The sequence below is a fragment of the Pseudomonas sp. TH34 genome, assembly GCF_016650865.1.
Taxonomy (GTDB): domain Bacteria; phylum Pseudomonadota; class Gammaproteobacteria; order Pseudomonadales; family Pseudomonadaceae; genus Aquipseudomonas; species Aquipseudomonas yamanorum.
Genome location: NZ_JAEKFB010000018.1, coordinates 109,289 through 126,940, shown reverse-complemented (window position 1 = coordinate 126,940; position 17,652 = coordinate 109,289). Strand labels below are relative to the sequence as shown.

Sequence of the window (17,652 nt, the reverse complement as noted above, 5' to 3'; positions counted from 1 at the left end):
TGTAAAGCTTATAAAAGCTAGGGAGGCGATCTTCTGTGGATAACTGCCTTAAGGCCATATTCTACGTGGTGTACAGAGAATGACAACACGGGGGAGAAACGGTGCTCTGCCTGTGCTGCGCTATCGGATAAGCTGTGTGTGGAATGGCTACTTATCCACAGGCCAGTTACCCACAGACTTTCGACCCCACTTGTACAACGGGCTTAGGGGTGCTTATCCACAGAGCTTATGCACAGACCATTTGTCGCCTTTTTTACGGTTAAGGCATTGATTCTTGGCGCCCTGTGAGCAACCTACATGTGGATAAGTGGACGGCTGGCCGCTACAATGGCGGCTGTTTTTGCCTCACCGGCTTTCAACTTAGGGGATATCCGTGTCAGTGGAACTTTGGCAGCAGTGCGTGGAGCTTTTGCGCGATGAGCTGCCTGCCCAGCAATTCAACACCTGGATCCGTCCGCTACAGGTCGAAGCCGAAGGCGACGAGTTGCGTGTCTACGCACCCAATCGTTTTGTTCTCGACTGGGTCAACGAGAAATACCTGAGCCGCGTTCTCGAATTGCTCGATGAACATGGCAACGGGCTTGCGCCGGTGCTCTCCTTATTAATAGGCAGCAAACGTAGCTCGGCACCTCGTGCTGCGCCGAATGCACCGTTGGCAGCCAGTGCCTCCCAGGCTCAGGCCGCTGCGGCACCTATTAATAACTCGCCGGCCCCGGTTGCCCAGACGCCTTCGAAATCGTCGTCGCAGAAAAACGCGCCTATAAATGAAGAGCCGTCCCGCGACAGCTTTGACCCAATGGCCGGCGCCAGCTCTCAGCAGGCCCCGGTTCGTGCTGAACAGCGCACCGTCCAGGTAGAAGGTGCGCTTAAGCACACCAGTTACCTCAACCGCACGTTCACCTTTGAGAACTTTGTCGAAGGTAAATCCAACCAGCTGGCCCGTGCGGCTGCCTGGCAGGTTGCCGACAATCCCAAGCACGGTTACAACCCGCTCTTCCTTTATGGCGGTGTTGGCTTGGGTAAAACTCACTTGATGCACGCCGTGGGGAACCACCTATTAAAGAAGAACCCGAATGCCAAGGTCGTGTACCTGCACTCGGAGCGCTTCGTGGCCGACATGGTCAAGGCGCTGCAGCTCAATGCAATCAACGAGTTCAAACGGTTCTACCGTTCCGTTGATGCCTTGCTGATCGATGACATTCAATTCTTCGCCCGCAAGGAACGTTCCCAGGAAGAGTTTTTCCACACGTTCAACGCGTTGCTCGAAGGTGGCCAACAGGTCATCTTGACCAGTGACCGTTATCCGAAGGAAATCGAAGGCCTGGAAGAGCGCCTGAAGTCGCGCTTCGGCTGGGGCCTAACCGTCGCGGTAGAACCGCCGGAACTGGAAACCCGCGTCGCGATCCTGATGAAAAAGGCCGACCAGGCTAAAGTCGACCTGCCTCACGACGCCGCGTTCTTCATCGCCCAGCGCATTCGTTCCAACGTGCGTGAGCTGGAAGGCGCACTCAAGCGGGTCATCGCTCACTCGCACTTCATGGGCCGCGACATCACCATCGAGTTGATTCGCGAATCCCTGAAAGACCTGTTGGCGTTGCAAGACAAGCTGGTGAGTGTGGATAACATCCAGCGCACTGTGGCCGAGTACTACAAGATCAAGATTTCCGACCTGCTGTCCAAGCGCCGTTCGCGCTCGGTAGCACGTCCCCGTCAGGTAGCGATGGCGCTCTCCAAAGAGCTGACCAACCACAGCCTGCCGGAAATTGGTGATGTGTTTGGCGGTCGCGACCACACCACGGTCTTGCACGCGTGCCGCAAGATCAACGAACTTAAGGAATCCGACGCGGATATTCGCGAGGACTACAAGAACCTGCTGCGTACACTGACTACTTGATGAACACCAGCGCAGCTTATTAAGGCAAGGGACTAGACCATGCATTTCACCATTCAACGCGAAGCCCTGTTGAAACCCCTGCAACTGGTCGCAGGCGTCGTCGAGCGCCGACAGACCTTGCCGGTGCTTTCCAACGTATTGCTGGTTGTCGAAGGCCAGCAATTGTCCTTGACCGGTACCGACCTGGAAGTCGAACTGGTCGGTCGTGTCCAACTGGAAGAGCCCGCCGAACCTGGCGAGATCACCGTGCCGGCGCGCAAGCTGATGGACATCTGTAAAAGCCTGCCTAACGACGCACTGATCGACATCAAGGTTGATGAGCAGAAGCTGGTGGTCAAGGCCGGTCGCAGCCGCTTCACCCTTTCGACCTTGCCGGCCAACGACTTCCCGACCGTGGAAGAAGGTCCTGGCTCGCTGACCTGCAGCCTGGAACAAAGCCGACTGCGCCGTTTGATCGAGCGCACCAGCTTCGCCATGGCCCAGCAGGACGTGCGTTATTACCTCAACGGCATGCTGCTGGAAGTCTCCGAAGGCATCATCCGCGCCGTAGCCACTGACGGTCACCGTCTGGCCATGTGCTCGATGAAAGCCGATATCGGTCAGCCGGATCGCCACCAGGTGATCGTGCCGCGTAAAGGTATTCTGGAACTCGCGCGCCTGCTGACCGAGCCGGATGGCAATGTCAGCATCGTCCTGGGCCAGCACCACATCCGCGCGACTACCGGCGAGTTCACCTTCACATCCAAGCTGGTTGACGGCAAGTTCCCGGATTACGAGCGTGTTCTGCCTAAAGGCGGTGACAAGCTGGTGATCGGTGATCGTCAGGCCCTGCGTGAAGCATTCAGCCGTACCGCTATTCTCTCCAACGAGAAGTACCGTGGTATTCGCCTGCAATTGGCCAACGGCCAGCTGAAAATTCAGGCGAATAACCCTGAGCAGGAAGAAGCGGAAGAGGAAGTGGGCGTCGACTACAACGGCGGCAACCTGGAAATCGGCTTCAACGTCAGCTACCTGCTGGACGTGCTGGGCGTCATGACCACCGAACAGGTTCGCCTGATTCTGTCTGACTCCAACAGCAGCGCCCTGGTGCAAGAATCCGACAACGATGACTCGGCTTACGTTGTCATGCCGATGCGCCTGTAATCATGTTCAGCAGAAGCTAGATGTCCCTCAGTCGCGTCTCGGTCACCGCGGTGCGCAATTTGCACCCGGTGACCTTCTCCCCTTCCCCCCGCATCAATATCCTCCACGGCGCCAACGGCAGTGGCAAAACCAGCGTGCTGGAAGCCATTCACCTGCTAGGGCTAGCCCGTTCCTTTCGCAGTGCCCGCTTGTTACCGGTGATTCAGTACGAGCAATTGGCGTGCACGGTATTTGGCCAAGTCGAATTGGCGGAAGGCGGTCATAGCAGCTTGGGGATTTCTCGTGATCGCCAGGGGGAGTTTCAAATACGCATCGACGGGCAGAATGCTCGCAGTGCCGCGCAGCTGGCGGAAATCCTGCCACTGCAACTGATCAACCCAGACAGCTTCCGCTTGCTGGAAGGCGCGCCAAAAATCCGCAGGCAATTCCTCGATTGGGGAGTGTTCCACGTGGAACCGCGTTTCATGGCCACTTGGCAGCGCCTGCAGAAGGCCCTGCGGCAGCGGAACTCATGGCTGCGGCATGGTACACTTGACGCCGCTTCGCAAGCGGCCTGGGACCGGGAACTGTGCCTGGCCAGCGCTGAAATAGATGAATACCGCCGCGCCTATATCAAAGCCTTGAAACCAGTCTTTGAACAGACCTTGAGCGAGTTGCTTGAACTCGAGGGGCTGACGTTGAGCTACTACCGTGGTTGGGACAAAGACCGGGAACTGAGTGCAGTGCTCGCCACGTCCTTACAACGGGATCAGCAAATTGGTCACACCCAGGCCGGACCACAACGGGCTGATTTGCGCCTTAGATTAGGCGCACATAATGCTGCGGACATCTTGTCCCGCGGTCAGCAGAAGTTGGTGGTTTGCGCCCTGCGTATCGCCCAGGGGCATCTGGTTAGCCAAGCCCGGCGCGGGCAATGTATTTATCTGGTGGATGACTTGCCGTCCGAACTGGACGAGCAGCACCGCCGCGCGTTATGCCGCTTGTTGGAAGACTTACGCTGCCAGGTGTTTATCACCTGTGTAGACCACGAATTATTGAGGGAAGGCTGGCAGACGGAAACGCCAGTCGCTTTGTTCCACGTGGAACAAGGCCGTATCACCCAGACCCACGACCATCGGGAGTGAAGGCATGAGCGAAGAAAATACGAATACGTACGACTCGACCAGCATTAAAGTGCTTAAAGGTTTGGATGCCGTACGCAAACGTCCCGGTATGTACATCGGTGATACCGATGATGGCAGCGGTCTGCACCACATGGTGTTCGAGGTGGTCGATAACTCGATCGACGAAGCTTTGGCCGGTCACTGCGACGACATCAGTATCATCATCCACCCGGACGAATCCATCACCGTGCGCGACAACGGTCGCGGCATCCCGGTAGATGTGCATAAAGAAGAAGGCGTTTCGGCGGCAGAGGTCATCATGACCGTGCTCCACGCCGGCGGTAAGTTCGACGACAACTCCTACAAAGTATCCGGCGGTTTGCACGGTGTAGGTGTTTCCGTGGTGAACGCCCTCTCCGAACTGCTGGTGCTGACCGTGCGTCGCAGCGGCAAGATCTGGGAACAGACCTACGTTCACGGCGTTCCGCAAGAACCGATGAAGATCGTCGGCGAAAGCGAAACAACCGGTACCCAGATTCATTTCCGTCCTTCAGACGAGACCTTCAAGAACATCCACTTCAGCTGGGACATTCTGGCCAAGCGGATTCGTGAATTGTCCTTCCTCAACTCCGGTGTGGGTATCGTCCTCAAGGACGAGCGCAGCGGCAAGGAAGAGCTGTTCAAATACGAAGGTGGCCTGCGTGCGTTCGTTGAATACTTGAACACCAACAAGACTGCGGTCAACCAGGTGTTCCACTTCAACATCCAGCGTGAAGACGGCATCGGCGTAGAAATCGCCCTGCAGTGGAACGACAGCTTCAACGAGAACCTGTTGTGCTTCACCAACAACATTCCTCAGCGCGATGGCGGTACTCACCTGGTGGGTTTCCGTTCGGCGCTGACGCGTAACCTGAACACCTACATCGAAGCAGAAGGCCTGGCGAAGAAGCACAAAGTCGCCACCACCGGTGACGATGCCCGTGAAGGCCTGACCGCGATTATTTCGGTCAAGGTTCCGGACCCGAAGTTCAGCTCCCAGACCAAAGACAAGCTGGTGTCTTCCGAAGTGAAGACCGCCGTTGAACAGGAAATGGGCAAGTACTTCTCCGACTTCCTGCTGGAAAACCCGAACGAAGCCAAATTGGTTGTCGGCAAGATGATCGACGCGGCGCGGGCTCGTGAAGCGGCGCGTAAAGCCCGTGAGATGACCCGTCGTAAAGGTGCACTGGATATCGCTGGCCTGCCGGGCAAACTGGCTGACTGCCAGGAGAAAGACCCTGCCCTCTCCGAACTGTACCTGGTGGAAGGTGACTCTGCTGGCGGTTCCGCCAAGCAGGGTCGTAACCGTCGCACCCAGGCCATCCTGCCGTTGAAGGGTAAGATCCTCAACGTCGAGAAGGCACGCTTCGACAAGATGATTTCCTCGCAGGAAGTCGGCACCTTGATCACCGCCCTGGGCTGTGGCATCGGCCGCGACGAGTACAACATCGATAAGTTGCGCTACCACAACATCATTATCATGACCGATGCTGACGTCGACGGTTCGCACATCCGGACCCTGCTGCTGACGTTCTTCTTCCGTCAGTTGCCGGAGCTGATCGAGCGTGGCTATATCTACATCGCCCAGCCGCCGCTGTACAAAGTGAAAAAGGGCAAGCAAGAGCAATACATCAAAGACGACGACGCCATGGAAGAGTACATGACGCAGTCGGCCCTGGAAGATGCGAGCCTGCACTTGAACGACGAAGCCCCGGGCATCTCCGGTGAAGCGTTGGAGCGCCTGGTAAACGATTTCCGCATGGTGATGAAGACCCTCAAGCGTTTGTCGCGCCTGTACCCTCAGGAGCTGACCGAGCACTTCATCTATCTGCCTGCCGTCAGCCTCGAGCAATTGGGCGATCACGCTCATATGCAGAATTGGCTGGCCCAGTATGAAGTCCGTCTGCGTACCGTTGAAAAATCCGGCCTGGTTTACAAAGCCAGCCTGCGTGAAGACCGTGAACGTAATGTCTGGCTGCCAGAGGTCGAACTGATCTCCCACGGCCTGTCGAACTACGTCACCTTCAACCGCGATTTCTTCGGCAGCAACGACTACAAGACGGTTGTTACCCTCGGCGCGCAACTAAGCACTCTGCTGGACGACGGTGCTTACATCCAGCGTGGCGAACGCAAGAAAGCGGTCAAAGAGTTCAAGGAAGCCCTGGACTGGTTGATGGCTGAAAGCACCAAGCGCCACACCATTCAGCGATACAAAGGTCTGGGCGAAATGAACCCGGATCAGCTGTGGGAAACCACCATGGACCCAGCTCAGCGTCGCATGCTGCGTGTGACCATCGAAGACGCCATTGGCGCGGATCAGATCTTCAACACCCTGATGGGTGATGCGGTCGAGCCTCGTCGTGACTTCATCGAGAGCAACGCCTTGGCGGTGTCCAACCTGGACTTCTGAAGGCGCAGCGAAGTTGCAATTGTAGGGAGGCTGTCTATGCCTCCCTTTAAAAACAACCCCGGCTATGTCCGGGGTTTGTCATTTTTAGAAACGGTAGAAAGGGCGATGGAAACCAATCATCTCTAAGGTCATGCTAAAAAGTGTGCCTCACTGAGGATGCGCAGATGACAGACAAACACATTGCTCAAAGGCACCACGAAACCTTTGAAGGTATCCGTCAAGTCGACTTCGACGGAAATGAATACTGGTTGGCGCGTCAACTGGCAAAGGTGTTGGATTATTCGCAGTATCGCCATTTCTTACCGGTTGTTGAGCGGGCAATGGACGCTTGTCGTAATAGCGGCCAGACGATTTCTGACCATGTGGAGGGTGTCCTCACAATGGTGGAAATTGGGTCAGGTGCTAAACGTCAACTGGAGGACCTGCGCCTCTCCCGTTATGCTTGTTATCTCATTGTGCAAAATGCCGATCCCGCTAAACCGGTTATTGCAAATGGACAGACCTATTTTGCCATTCAGACCAGAAGGCAGGAGTTGGGTGATAGTGAGGCGTTCAGGCAACTTGATGAAGACGAAAAGCGACTATCTATTCGTAATGAGCTTGCTGTTCACAACAAGCATTTGGCCGCAGCAGCCAAGGAGGCCGGTGTAGAAAGTGGGATGGATTTCCCCATCTTTCAAGACCACGGTTACAAGGGACTATATGGCGGGTTAGGTAATAGAGACATTCACGTCCGTAAAGGATTGAAGAAGAGTCAAAAGATTCTCGATCATATGGGTAGCACTGAACTTGCAGCCAATCTCTTCCGAGCGACGCAAACCGAAGAGAAATTACGGCGAGATCAGGTGGATGGTAAAAGCAGAGCGAACAACACGCACTATGAGGTCGGGCGCAAGGTCCGACAAACCATAGAAGAGTTGGGTGGCACGATGCCTGAAGACCTGCCGAAACCTGCCAGTAGTATTCAGCAAATCGAGTCAGACAAGAGCAGGCTGCAAAACGGCAAACCGAAGAAGTGAGTTCACCGGGTACTGCAGGGTTAAATGCTTTGAGAAGGGTGGAGATTTATAAATGCTCCACGTGGAACATCTCAATCCTCGGCAGCAGATGTCACACTCTCCAACCGATACCCATACCCATAGATCGTCAGCAACTGCCACCCCCGCTCCGCCGTCAGTCCGAGCTTATTCCGTAGCCGATAAATATGCGTATCCAGCGGCCGTGACGACACCATTTCTTCATGAGTCCAAAACCGCTCATACAAATATTCCCGAGAAAGTGGTCGCGCCAGATTCTCAAACAGACACCGAGCCAGGCGATATTCGCGCTCCGTCAGGTTGATGGGCTTCCCTGCCCTGCTCACTGTGAGTTCAGCATCATCAAACGTCAGGTCGTTGAAGGTCAGCACTTCGCTGGCCGCGGACTTTTGCAGGCCGTGGCGCCGCAGAACGGCATTGACCCGTGCCTTAAGCTCGTTAGGGCGAAATGGCTTGCTGACGTAATCATCGGCGCCACTGTTCAGCGCCTGGACGATATCGCTCTCGGCATCGCGGCTGGTGAGCATGATGGCGGCGGGTGGCGCTTCCATGTGCTCGCGGGTCCAGCGCAGCAATGCCAGGCCGCTGAGGTCAGGCAGTTGCCAGTCCAGGATCAGCAGGTCAAAGGTTTCCCGGCGCAATTGGCGCAGCAGGTCTTCTCCACGCTCGAAGCAGTGCAGCGTCCATGGCTGATCCGCAGCGCTGGGGATTTGTCGCAGTGTCTGTTCCACCCGCCGCAGTTCAGCAGGTTCGTCATCCAGTATTGCGACACGCATGGCAGGGTCCTTTCTTATTGAAGAATGCAGGCAGGAATCTGAACAATTATGGCCAGATTCTCAGGCCCTCTGAATCTCTCGGTACGCTGATATCAAATGGCCGTAGCCATTCGAAATCGTCAATACCCAAGCTGGGAAGATACCGGCTCGAGACCTTCAGGAAAAGGATCAATGGCAATCTGGTTTTATGCTGTTTCGAGGCGTGTGATTGTTCTGGAAAAGATTAATGTGTGGGGGCGATTGGTATTGGTGGTAATGGCGGCAACCTTGGGGACCGAAACGGTGGGGGCATCGAAGCCGGTAATGCCTGCATCATTCGATGAGCGTCAAACCCTGAGTGAACCCGGTAACGGCATGGGCTTCGCCAACTCACCCTTTGAGCAGCTCAGCGAACAACAGCAGAACCAACGCTGGGTGTTTTAGCACCGCCAAATCTGAACAAATGTTGCGAATCGATCCGATGCACCTATCTTGTAGGTAAATTCGTTGTCGCTGGATGACACACGGATTGGGGCGAGGGAATTGCTCCGACACAGGGACGTGTCATCTTCTGCATAGATCCCACGCCCCAGACATTTCGGCTATCGACTGGATACCTCATCGAGTATCGTAGGCGGTATTCAAGGTCTTCCCGCGCAAGACGCTTCCTGAACGTGCTTTCTGATGACCCATTAGAACTAGAATCTTGATGAGCGCCATGACCTTTTTTCCCTGCCGATTCCGCTTTGCCATTTCTACCCTGTTGGGCTCAGGCTTGATCCTTACGCTTGGCGTCATGAGTATGCCGGCTTTCGCACGTCCCGCCCCTTCCCGCGCGCCCTACATTGACGACAACCAGATGTGCCGTCCGCAGCCTCTGCCGGCGGTGGTGCAGCATCTGACAGGCGAGGCTTGGAAGCTGGATGCCAAGGGCGTGTCTACTGCCTTGGAAGAAGGCATGGTCATTGATGAACAGGATAGTGTGAAAACCTCACCGGACGCGTTTGTCAGCCTTCTGCTGGGAGACGGTTCGCGGATTGTCTTGCCGTCCAGCTCCCAGGTTCGACTGCACCTGGTCGAGGAGCAATCGATCCCTCAGGTGATACTTGAAGAAGGTCAGGTTGAGGCTTATGTCATCAAGCGTGCCAGCGACTATGACCGTTTCCAGATCGTGACACCGGTAGGTGTGCTCGGTGTGCGCGGCACGCATTTTCGCGTACGCAACGACGGCGAACAATCACTGGTGGAAGTGCTCAATGGGCAGGTCGCGGTCAATCGTGATGATGCTCCACCGAGCCCACGACCGATCAAGAAGAAGCCCATTACCGGTCCGGTTGCGGGTGAAGTGAAGGTCGGTGCGAGGCAAGGTCTGGCATTCAAGAAACAAGGCGAACTCAAGCCCGTGGAATTGCTGGATGCGCCACGTCTGGTGGGCCAGGACGGGCAAAAAGGCGATGCGCCGGTATGGACGCTGTTCCTGCGTCCGTTAGCCGGTGCCCAGCGTTACAGGGCCCAGGTCGCGACCGATAAGGCGTTTCTGAACATCAAGCAGGAAAACTTCTCCGACAAGCCGCAAATGCACTTCACTGGGCTCAAAGCATCGTTCTATCACGTTCGTTTGTCGGCCTATGATGAACACGGGCTTGAGGGAGAAACCGGGGTCTATGACATCTTCTACTACCCGCCCGCGAACCGCGTGCAATAGTGCTCCGGACGCTAACCGGTGAGGCTGTGGCACAGGGCTGAAAAGCGTCAGCCGACCCAGGCTCAGCGGCTGTTCAATGGCCTGGTGCGCGAATGGCTTTGGGTCAGCCTGTTGTTGTTACCCATCACGGCATTCCTGTCACTGAGCCCGGGCTTTTCTCTCAACAACCTGCTGTATGACAGCCTTCGGCGCCTGGCGCCTTTGCCGGTGGATCCACGCATCTTGCTGGTGACCATTGATGACCGAAGCCTGAAGGAACTCGGCCAATGGCCTTGGTCCCGGCGCGTACACGCCGACCTGCTTGATCGGCTGAGCGCGGCCAAACCCACGAGTATTCTGTTTGATGTGATCTTCAGTGAGCCTGCCCGGGAGCCGGCCAATGACCTGCGCCTGGCCGAGGCTATGTGCAACGCCGGCACTGTCCTGTTGCCGTTGATTCGCGAAGGCACGCCCCGCTACGACCAACCTGTGGCGCAAATCCTGCCGGTGCTGCCCTTGCGCGATTGTGCCAGGGGTGTCGGCCATATCAACGTTGAAGCTGACGGCGACGGTATCGTTCGAAGCCTGTATTTGCGCGAAGGCCCGCCAGGCAACATGACGCCCCAACTCGCTTGGTTGGCGTTTGAACTGAGTGGCCAGCCATCCGTCATGCCGGGAGCGCTCGGTCCGACGGACAGCAACACCTGGCAGCGTGAAAACTCCATTCGAATTCCGTTCATCGCCAGCCATGCCGGCTTTCCCAGCGTGCCGTATGTCAGCGTATTACGTGGCGAGGTGCCGCCTGAGCTGCTGAGAGACCGCTTGATCCTGGTCGGCGCCACTGCGCCGGGTATGGGCGACCGGTACGTCACGCCGCTGTCAGCCAGCGTCGGCACCACCCCCGGTGTGGAGATCCAGGCCAACATTCTCAATGGCTTGCTGCAAGGGCGTAGCATCGTCGACTTGCCTGCGTGGATGGCGACACTGCTGGCCATCGTCATGGTCGCGCTGCTATTGGGCTCGCTGTTGTTTCGTCCGCGTTATGCACTATGGCTAACCCTCGGTTGCATGAGCGCCGCGCTGCTCGGTTCCTGGAGCCTGTTGCGCCTGGGCCATTGGTGGTCCCCGGCGGCTTGCCTGATCGGCATGTTGCTCAGCTACCTGATCTGGAACTGGCGGCGCCTGAGCGTGATCCTGGCCTACTTCGGTTGGGAGCTGGCACGCCTGGACAACGAACCCAAAGTGCTCCCGGAGCGGCGTAGGGCGCCCGCCAACCAAGGTGATGTATTGCAGGGACGGATCTTTGCCCTGGAACAAGCGGTCAGCCGTACCCGGGACACGCGACGCTTTATGGCCGATGGCCTGGAGTGTTTGCCGGTAGCAACGTTGATTACCGACCCCAAGGGCAACGTCCTGCTGGCCAACCGGATTGCCCGTGATGTATTCGGCAATGAGCTGGTGGCGGAAAACCTCTTGGAGCAGCTCGCAGCATTGGGTTACCCACCGCTGCAGGAGGGCGTTCGCCCTGCCCTGTCGGCACTGGAAATTGTCGAATTCCGCGACACCCATAACCGTAGCCTGCGCCTCGACCTGGCCCCGCTGCTGCCCGCGGACGGTGACGTGGCATTGGGCTGGCTACTCAGCCTCACCGACCTGAGCATTGAGCGCGATGCCCAGCAGCAGCGGGAAACCTTGCTGCGCTTTCTGTCCCACGACCTGCGCGCTCCGCATTCGGCGATCCTCGCCCTGTTGGATGTCCAGGACACTGCAGCACCAATATTTGGCCAGATCGAACAACAAGTCCGTCGCGCCCTGAACCTGACCGAATCATTCGTGCAACTGGCGAAAGCCGAATCTGACGGCTACCAATTCCAGCCCAGCCTGTTTGCCATGCTGGTGCTCGACGCATTTGATCAAGTCGCGGTGCACGCCCAGTTGAAAGGCATCCACCTGGTCCACGATCTGAATGAAGACGGCGAGGAAATGGTCTGGGCCGATCAATCGCTGCTGACCCGCGCCTTGTTCAACCTGCTGGAGAACGCGGTCAAATACAGTCCTTCGGGGACCACCGTGACGTTAAGCCTGACCAGCCGCGAAGATCGTTTGGAATGCCGCGTCAGCGACCAGGGACGAGGAATCGCTGCGCAGGACCTGCCAGAACTCTTCGCTCAATACCGGCGCTTCGCCTCTGCTCAAGGCAGTGAGGGATTGGGATTGGGACTGACCATGGTCAAGGCCGTCGTGGATCGCCATGGTGGGCGAATTGGCTGCGAAAGTGTGGTGGATGAAGGCACGACCTTCATCCTTCAGCTGCCATTGTGGAGAGAGTGAACGGCTGCTTTTCACCTGTGCATAAAAAACCGGTCTCAAGGACCGGTTTTTTAATGCGGAAAAAACTTATGCACCTTTTCCGCTGTTTTATGAGCTTGAGAAATATGTAAGTAAATCAGCAGCCTATAATTGAAAAAGCCCAATTCGCCAACAAACCGTACACAGGTTATCCACAGAAACTCAAATCACCGGAGTGTCGACAACAACCGGCTCTGGCGGCAGCGAACCCATGGCCCTTTGTTGAGCTTCATTCCATGCCTGGGCACGGTCGTTCAGCGCTGCAATAGCGCGTGGGCCTTCGCCTTCGGCATACATCGGTTCGCCAATCACTACAGTGATGGTGCCTTCACGCTTGGCCCAGCCCGTCTTTGGCCAGAACTTGCCGGCGTTGTGGGCAATCGGCAGCACCGGCAGGCCGGCGTTCACCGCCAAGGCCGTACCGCCGCGTGAGAACTTGCCCACAGTGCCGTAGGGCACCCGCGTACCTTCGGGGAAGATCAGCACCCAAACGCCGTCCTTGAGCAGCTCGTCGCCCTTCTTCGCCACATGCTTGAGCGCTGCCTTGGGGTTGTCGCGGTCGATGGCGATCGGACGCAGCATGGCCATGGCCCAGCCGAAGAACGGCACATACAGCAGCTCACGCTTGAGCACCTGACTCAAGGGCGAGAAGTACGCAGACAGGAAGAAGGTTTCCCAAGTGCTCTGGTGGTTCGACAAAATCACGCAGGGCTGGTCAGGGACGTTTTCGGCGCCCTTGATCTCGAAACGAATGTTCAGGAACACCTTGGTCAACCACAACGCGCAGTTGCACCAAAAGACGTTGATGAAACGATAGCGCGCCTTGAACGGCAGAAAAGGCGCGATAAAAAAGCTCAGGGTGCACCAGAGGAAAGAACTGGTGCCCAGCAGCAGGTAAAAGAAGAAGGTTCTGATGGCCTGCAAAATCGACATGGCGGCATTTACCGTTGCGGGACAACGCCCGCCTGTTAAAAGCGCGCTCCCGAACAATCCTTGGTCAGGAAGTCAGAAGTGCTGCTAGTTGTTGATAAGTTCTGCGGCAACCGCCGCCAGATCGTCAAAAATCAAGGTACCTACCGGCAGGGTTTTAGCCTGGGTCTTTTCGCCTTTCCCGGTTTTTACCAAAACTGGCTGAGAGTCGACGGCTTTGGCAGCTTCCAGGTCACCGAGGCTGTCCCCGACAAACCATAGACCAGCCAATGGCACGTTGTAATGTTCAGCAATAGTTTTAAGCATACCCGGTTTGGGCTTGCGGCAATCGCAGCCTTCATCCGGGCCGTGCGGGCAATACACCACCAGCCCTACTTCACCGCCCTGCTCGGCCACGAGTGCGCGCAGGCGCGCGTGCATGGCGTCGAGGGTGGCGATGTCGTAGTAGCCGCGGGCGATGCCGGACTGGTTGGTTGCGATAGCCACCGTCCAGCCCGCTTTGCTCAACTGCGCGATGGCCTCGATCGAGCCGGGCAGTGGAATCCATTCCGCCACCGATTTGATGTAAGCGTCGGAGTCGTAATTGATCACTCCGTCCCGATCGAGAATCAGCAGTTTCAACATGATCAGCCCAGTACGGAAATGTCAGCGATATTGATGAACAAGCCACGCAGACGCGCCAGCATGGCGTAGCGATTTTTCCGCACACCCGCATCTTCGGCATTGATCATCACCGCTTCGAAGAACGCATCCACCGGCTCACGCAAGGTGGCCAGGCGCGCCAGTGCTTCGGCGTAGTTACGTTCGGCGATCAGCGGCTTCACTGCGTTTTCTGCCTTGGCGATGGCCGAGTTCAGCGAGAACTCCTTGGCATCGGCAAACAGGCCTGGGTCGACTTCGGCATTGCCGAGGTTGTCGGCCTTGCTCAGCAGGTTCGACACGCGCTTGTTCACCGCGGCCAGGGCACCGGCTTCCGGCAGCTTGCGGAAGGCCTGAACGGCTTGTACGCGCTGGTCGAAGTCCAGCGCCGAACCCGGTTGCAGGGCACGTACCGACAGGTACACCGAAACGTCCACGCCTTCGTCTTCGTAACGCGCACGCAGGCGGTCGAACACGAACTCCAGCACTTGCTCGGCCAGGCCCGCTTGCTTGACCTTGGCACCGAACTGGCCGACAGCGAACACCACGGCCTGGGTCAGGTCGAGGTCGAGCTTCTTGTCGATCAGGATCCGCAGCACACCCAGGGCCGCACGGCGCAGGGCATACGGGTCTTTGCTGCCGGTAGGCAACATGCCGATACCGAAGATACCGACGAGGGTATCCAGCTTGTCCGCGATGGCCACGGCCGCACCGGTGAGGGTGGTCGGCAGCTCGGCGCCAGCACCGCGCGGCATGTACTGCTCGTTCAGCGCCAGGGCGACGTCCTCCGGCTCGCCGTCATTCAGGGCGTAGTAGTAACCGGCAACACCTTGCATCTCCGGGAACTCGCCGACCATCTCGGTGGCCAGGTCGCACTTGGACAGCAGGCCGGCACGCGCAGCCCAGGCAGCATCGCCACCAATGCGTGGCGCGATGTAGGCGGCCAGCTTGGAGACGCGCACGGCCTTGTCGTAGACGCTGCCGAGTTTTTCCTGGAACACCACGTTTTGCAGGCGCAGGTTGAAGTCTTCGAGCTTCTGCTTTTTGTCTTGCTTGAAGAAGAACTCGGCGTCAGTCAGGCGCGGGCGGACGACTTTCTCGTTACCGGCGATGATCTGCTGCGGGTCCTTGCTTTCGATGTTGGCCACGGTGATGAACCGAGGCAGCAACTTGCCGTCGACGTCCAGCAGGCAGAAGTACTTCTGGTTGTCTTGCATGGTGGTGATCAGTGCTTCCTGCGGCACGTCGAGGAAACGTTCCTCGAACGAGCACACCAGCGGCACTGGCCATTCAACCAAAGCGGTCACTTCGTCCAGGAGGCTTGGCGGCACGATGGCGGTGCCTTCCTGCTGGCGGGCCAGCTCTTCGGTGCGCTTGCTGATCAGCTCGCGACGCTCATTAGCATCGGCCAGCACGTAGGCGGCACGCAGGTCAGCGGCGTAGTTGGCCGGCGAGGTGATGCGCACGGCTTCAGGATGGTGGAAGCGGTGACCACGGGAATCACGGCCGGCCTTCTGGGCGAGGATGGTGCAGTCGATGACTTGGTCACCGAGCAGCATCACCAGCCATTGGGTTGGACGCACGAACTCTTCCTTGCGCGCACCCCAGCGCATGCGCTTCGGGATAGGCAGGTCGTTCAGGGAATCTTCAACGATGGTCGGCAACAGGCTGGCAGTCGGCTTACCGGTGATGACCTGGCTGAAGCGTAGTTTCGGGCCGCTCTGGTCGATCTCGCTCAGCTCGACGCCACATTTCTTGGCAAAACCAAGGGCGGCTTGAGTCGGGTTGCCTTCAGCATCGAAAGCGGCCTGGCGTGGCGGGCCGTCGAGGTTGATGCTGCGGTCCGGCTGCTGGGTTTCCAGCGCGGTGAGCAACACCGCCAGGCGACGCGGTGCGGCGTAGACCTTCTTCGCTGCGAACTTCAGGCCAGCGGTTTGCAGGCCTTTTTCGATACCGGCCAGAAACGCGTCGGCCAGGGTGTTCAGTGCCTTGGGTGGCAGCTCTTCGGTGCCCAGTTCAACCAGGAAATCTTGAGCACTCATTGTGCAGCCTCCAGCTTAGCCAACACTTCATCACGCAGATCCGGGGTTGCCATCGGGAAGCCCAGCTTGGCGCGAGCCAGCAGGTAGGCTTGGGCGACGGAACGCGCCAGGGTGCGTACACGCAGGATGTATTGCTGGCGCGCGGTGACCGAGATGGCACGGCGAGCATCCAGCAGGTTGAAGGTGTGGGATGCCTTCAGAACCATTTCATAGCTTGGTAACGGCAACGGCTGATCCAGTTCGATCAGGCGCTTGGCTTCGCTTTCGTAGAAGTCGAACAGCTCGAACAGTTTCTCGACGTTGGCGTGTTCGAAGTTGTAGGTCGACTGTTCCACTTCGTTCTGGTGGAACACATCGCCATAGGTGACCTTACCGAACGGGCCGTCAGCCCACACCAGGTCGTAGACCGAATCCACGCCTTGCAGGTACATGGCCAGACGCTCGAGACCGTAGGTGATCTCGCCGGTCACCGGGTAGCACTCGATGCCACCGGCTTGCTGGAAGTAAGTGAATTGCGTCACTTCCATGCCATTGAGCCAGACTTCCCAGCCCAGGCCCCAGGCGCCCAGGGTTGGCGATTCCCAGTTGTCTTCGACGAAACGGATGTCGTGGACCAGCGGGTCCAGGCCGACATGTTTCAGCGAGCCCAGGTACAGCTCCTGGAAGTTGTCCGGGTTCGGCTTCAGAACCACCTGGAACTGGTAGTAGTGCTGCAGGCGGTTCGGGTTTTCGCCGTAGCGGCCGTCAGTCGGGCGACGACTGGGCTGCACATAAGCGGCGTTCCAGGTTTCCGGGCCGATGGCCCGCAGGAAGGTAGCGGTGTGGAAAGTGCCGGCGCCTACTTCCATATCGTAGGGCTGAAGTACCACACAACCTTGCTCGGCCCAGTATTGCTGGAGGGCGAGGATCAAGTCTTGGAAGGTACGCACGGCTGGCGTAGGCTGGCTCACGAAATTCACCTGTTACTTGGGCTGCGATTTAAAGAGCGGGAGTATACCCGATTCGGCCGCGCCACCATCCCCTGGAGCCTTATGCCACGCTGCTTTTGGTGTTCTGAAGATCCGCTGTACATGGCTTATCACGATCAGGAGTGGGGAACGCCGCTGCGCGATGCGCAGGGACTGTTCGAGTTGCTTTTGCTCGAAGGGTTCCAGGCGGGCCTGTCCTGGATCACCGTTTTACGCAAACGCGAGCACTATCGAAAGGTCTTGTTTGGATTTGATGCACAGCGTTTGGCCCAACTGAGCGATGCCGAGATTGAAGCGCTGATGCTCGATCCGGGCATCGTGCGTAACCGCCTGAAACTCAATGCCACCCGACGCAATGCCGCCGCCTGGCTGACGCTGGAGGATCCTGTGGGGTGGCTCTGGTCGTTTGTCGGCGGCATGCCCAAGGTCAATCATTTCAAGGATCGCAGCCAGGTTCCGGCGATTACGCCTGAAGCGGAAGCGATGAGCAAAGCCCTGAAAAAAGCCGGCTTTACGTTCGTCGGACCCACCATCTGCTACGCGTTCATGCAGGCCTCGGGCATGGTCATGGACCACACTCAGGACTGCGACCGTTACGCGGACCTGGCCAACGCCGGTTAGAATGGCGGTTTTGCGCACCACACACGATCAGGAGTGAC

General features: G+C 57.6%; 14 protein-coding genes. 9 read left to right on the top strand and 5 right to left on the bottom strand.

The genetic code is table 11. From position 1 onward, the window contains the following. The first annotated feature begins 373 nt into the window (after window positions 1-373). From dnaA to dinD, 5 genes are all read left to right on the top strand, one after another. Entirely contained in the window at window positions 374-1,894 is a 1,521-nt protein-coding gene (gene dnaA / locus JFU58_RS11335; RefSeq protein ID WP_201140687.1) for a chromosomal replication initiator protein DnaA, read from the top strand. A 39-nt stretch (window positions 1,895-1,933) separates the two neighbouring features. Then, complete coding sequence (gene dnaN / locus JFU58_RS11330) at window positions 1,934-3,037, top strand: DNA polymerase III subunit beta (RefSeq protein ID WP_003213582.1); 1,104 nt, start codon at window positions 1,934-1,936, stop codon at window positions 3,035-3,037. A 20-nt stretch (window positions 3,038-3,057) separates the two neighbouring features. Next, window positions 3,058-4,161, top strand: a complete 1,104-nt coding sequence (gene recF, locus JFU58_RS11325) for a DNA replication/repair protein RecF (RefSeq protein ID WP_003213585.1) — start codon at window positions 3,058-3,060, stop codon at window positions 4,159-4,161. 4 nt (window positions 4,162-4,165) lie between these two features. After that, a complete protein-coding gene (gene gyrB, locus JFU58_RS11320) occupies window positions 4,166-6,589 on the top strand; it encodes a DNA topoisomerase (ATP-hydrolyzing) subunit B (RefSeq protein WP_017477902.1) in 2,424 nt (807 codons plus the stop codon). A 164-nt stretch (window positions 6,590-6,753) separates the two neighbouring features. Then, window positions 6,754-7,608: a DNA damage-inducible protein D gene (dinD, locus tag JFU58_RS11315; protein ID WP_201140685.1), complete on the top strand. Its 855-nt coding sequence runs from the start codon at window positions 6,754-6,756 to the stop codon at window positions 7,606-7,608. A 71-nt stretch (window positions 7,609-7,679) separates the two neighbouring features. Here the strand turns inward: dinD and JFU58_RS11310 are convergent, their stop codons facing one another. Then, window positions 7,680-8,402 (bottom strand): response regulator transcription factor, encoded by a 723-nt coding sequence (locus tag JFU58_RS11310; protein WP_177025264.1) that lies wholly within the window; start codon window positions 8,400-8,402, stop codon window positions 7,680-7,682. Window positions 8,403-8,573: 171 nt separating this feature from the next. On the opposite strand from JFU58_RS11310, the gene JFU58_RS11305 reads away from it, so the two are divergent. The 3 genes from JFU58_RS11305 (at window position 8,574) to JFU58_RS11295 (ending at window position 12,396) form a co-directional block, all read left to right on the top strand. Beyond that, a complete protein-coding gene (locus JFU58_RS11305) occupies window positions 8,574-8,825 on the top strand; it encodes a hypothetical protein (protein WP_063033744.1) in 252 nt (83 codons plus the stop codon). A 274-nt stretch (window positions 8,826-9,099) separates the two neighbouring features. Further along, a complete protein-coding gene (locus JFU58_RS11300; RefSeq protein WP_446739978.1) occupies window positions 9,100-10,086 on the top strand; it encodes a FecR family protein in 987 nt (328 codons plus the stop codon). An 18-nt stretch (window positions 10,087-10,104) separates the two neighbouring features. Continuing rightward, window positions 10,105-12,396, top strand: a complete 2,292-nt coding sequence (locus tag JFU58_RS11295; protein WP_063033742.1) for a CHASE2 domain-containing protein — start codon at window positions 10,105-10,107, stop codon at window positions 12,394-12,396. 180 nt (window positions 12,397-12,576) lie between these two features. Here JFU58_RS11295 and JFU58_RS11290 read toward each other — a convergent pair whose 3' ends face one another. The 4 genes from JFU58_RS11290 to glyQ all read right to left on the bottom strand — a co-directional run bounded on the left by JFU58_RS11290 (window position 12,577) and on the right by glyQ (window position 16,975). Then, the gene (locus tag JFU58_RS11290) at window positions 12,577-13,347 is read right to left on the bottom strand and encodes a lysophospholipid acyltransferase family protein (protein ID WP_010168506.1); all 771 of its coding nucleotides are present in this window, start codon (window positions 13,345-13,347) and stop codon (window positions 12,577-12,579) included. A gap of 84 nt (window positions 13,348-13,431) precedes the next feature. Next, entirely contained in the window at window positions 13,432-13,971 is a 540-nt protein-coding gene (gene gmhB, locus JFU58_RS11285; RefSeq protein WP_172834592.1) for a D-glycero-beta-D-manno-heptose 1,7-bisphosphate 7-phosphatase, read from the bottom strand. After that, window positions 13,971-16,025, bottom strand: a complete 2,055-nt coding sequence (gene glyS / locus JFU58_RS11280) for a glycine--tRNA ligase subunit beta (RefSeq protein ID WP_063033741.1) — start codon at window positions 16,023-16,025, stop codon at window positions 13,971-13,973. The genes gmhB and glyS overlap by 1 nt, the downstream gene beginning before the upstream one ends. Then, on the bottom strand, window positions 16,022-16,975 hold the full coding sequence (gene glyQ, locus JFU58_RS11275) for a glycine--tRNA ligase subunit alpha (RefSeq protein ID WP_003213601.1): 954 nt from the start codon (window positions 16,973-16,975) through the stop codon (window positions 16,022-16,024). The genes glyS and glyQ overlap by 4 nt, the downstream gene beginning before the upstream one ends. Before the next feature lie 81 nt (window positions 16,976-17,056). On the opposite strand from glyQ, the gene JFU58_RS11270 reads away from it, so the two are divergent. Further along, the gene (locus tag JFU58_RS11270; RefSeq protein ID WP_201140683.1) at window positions 17,057-17,614 is read left to right on the top strand and encodes a DNA-3-methyladenine glycosylase I; all 558 of its coding nucleotides are present in this window, start codon (window positions 17,057-17,059) and stop codon (window positions 17,612-17,614) included. Window positions 17,615-17,652 lie beyond the last annotated feature (38 nt).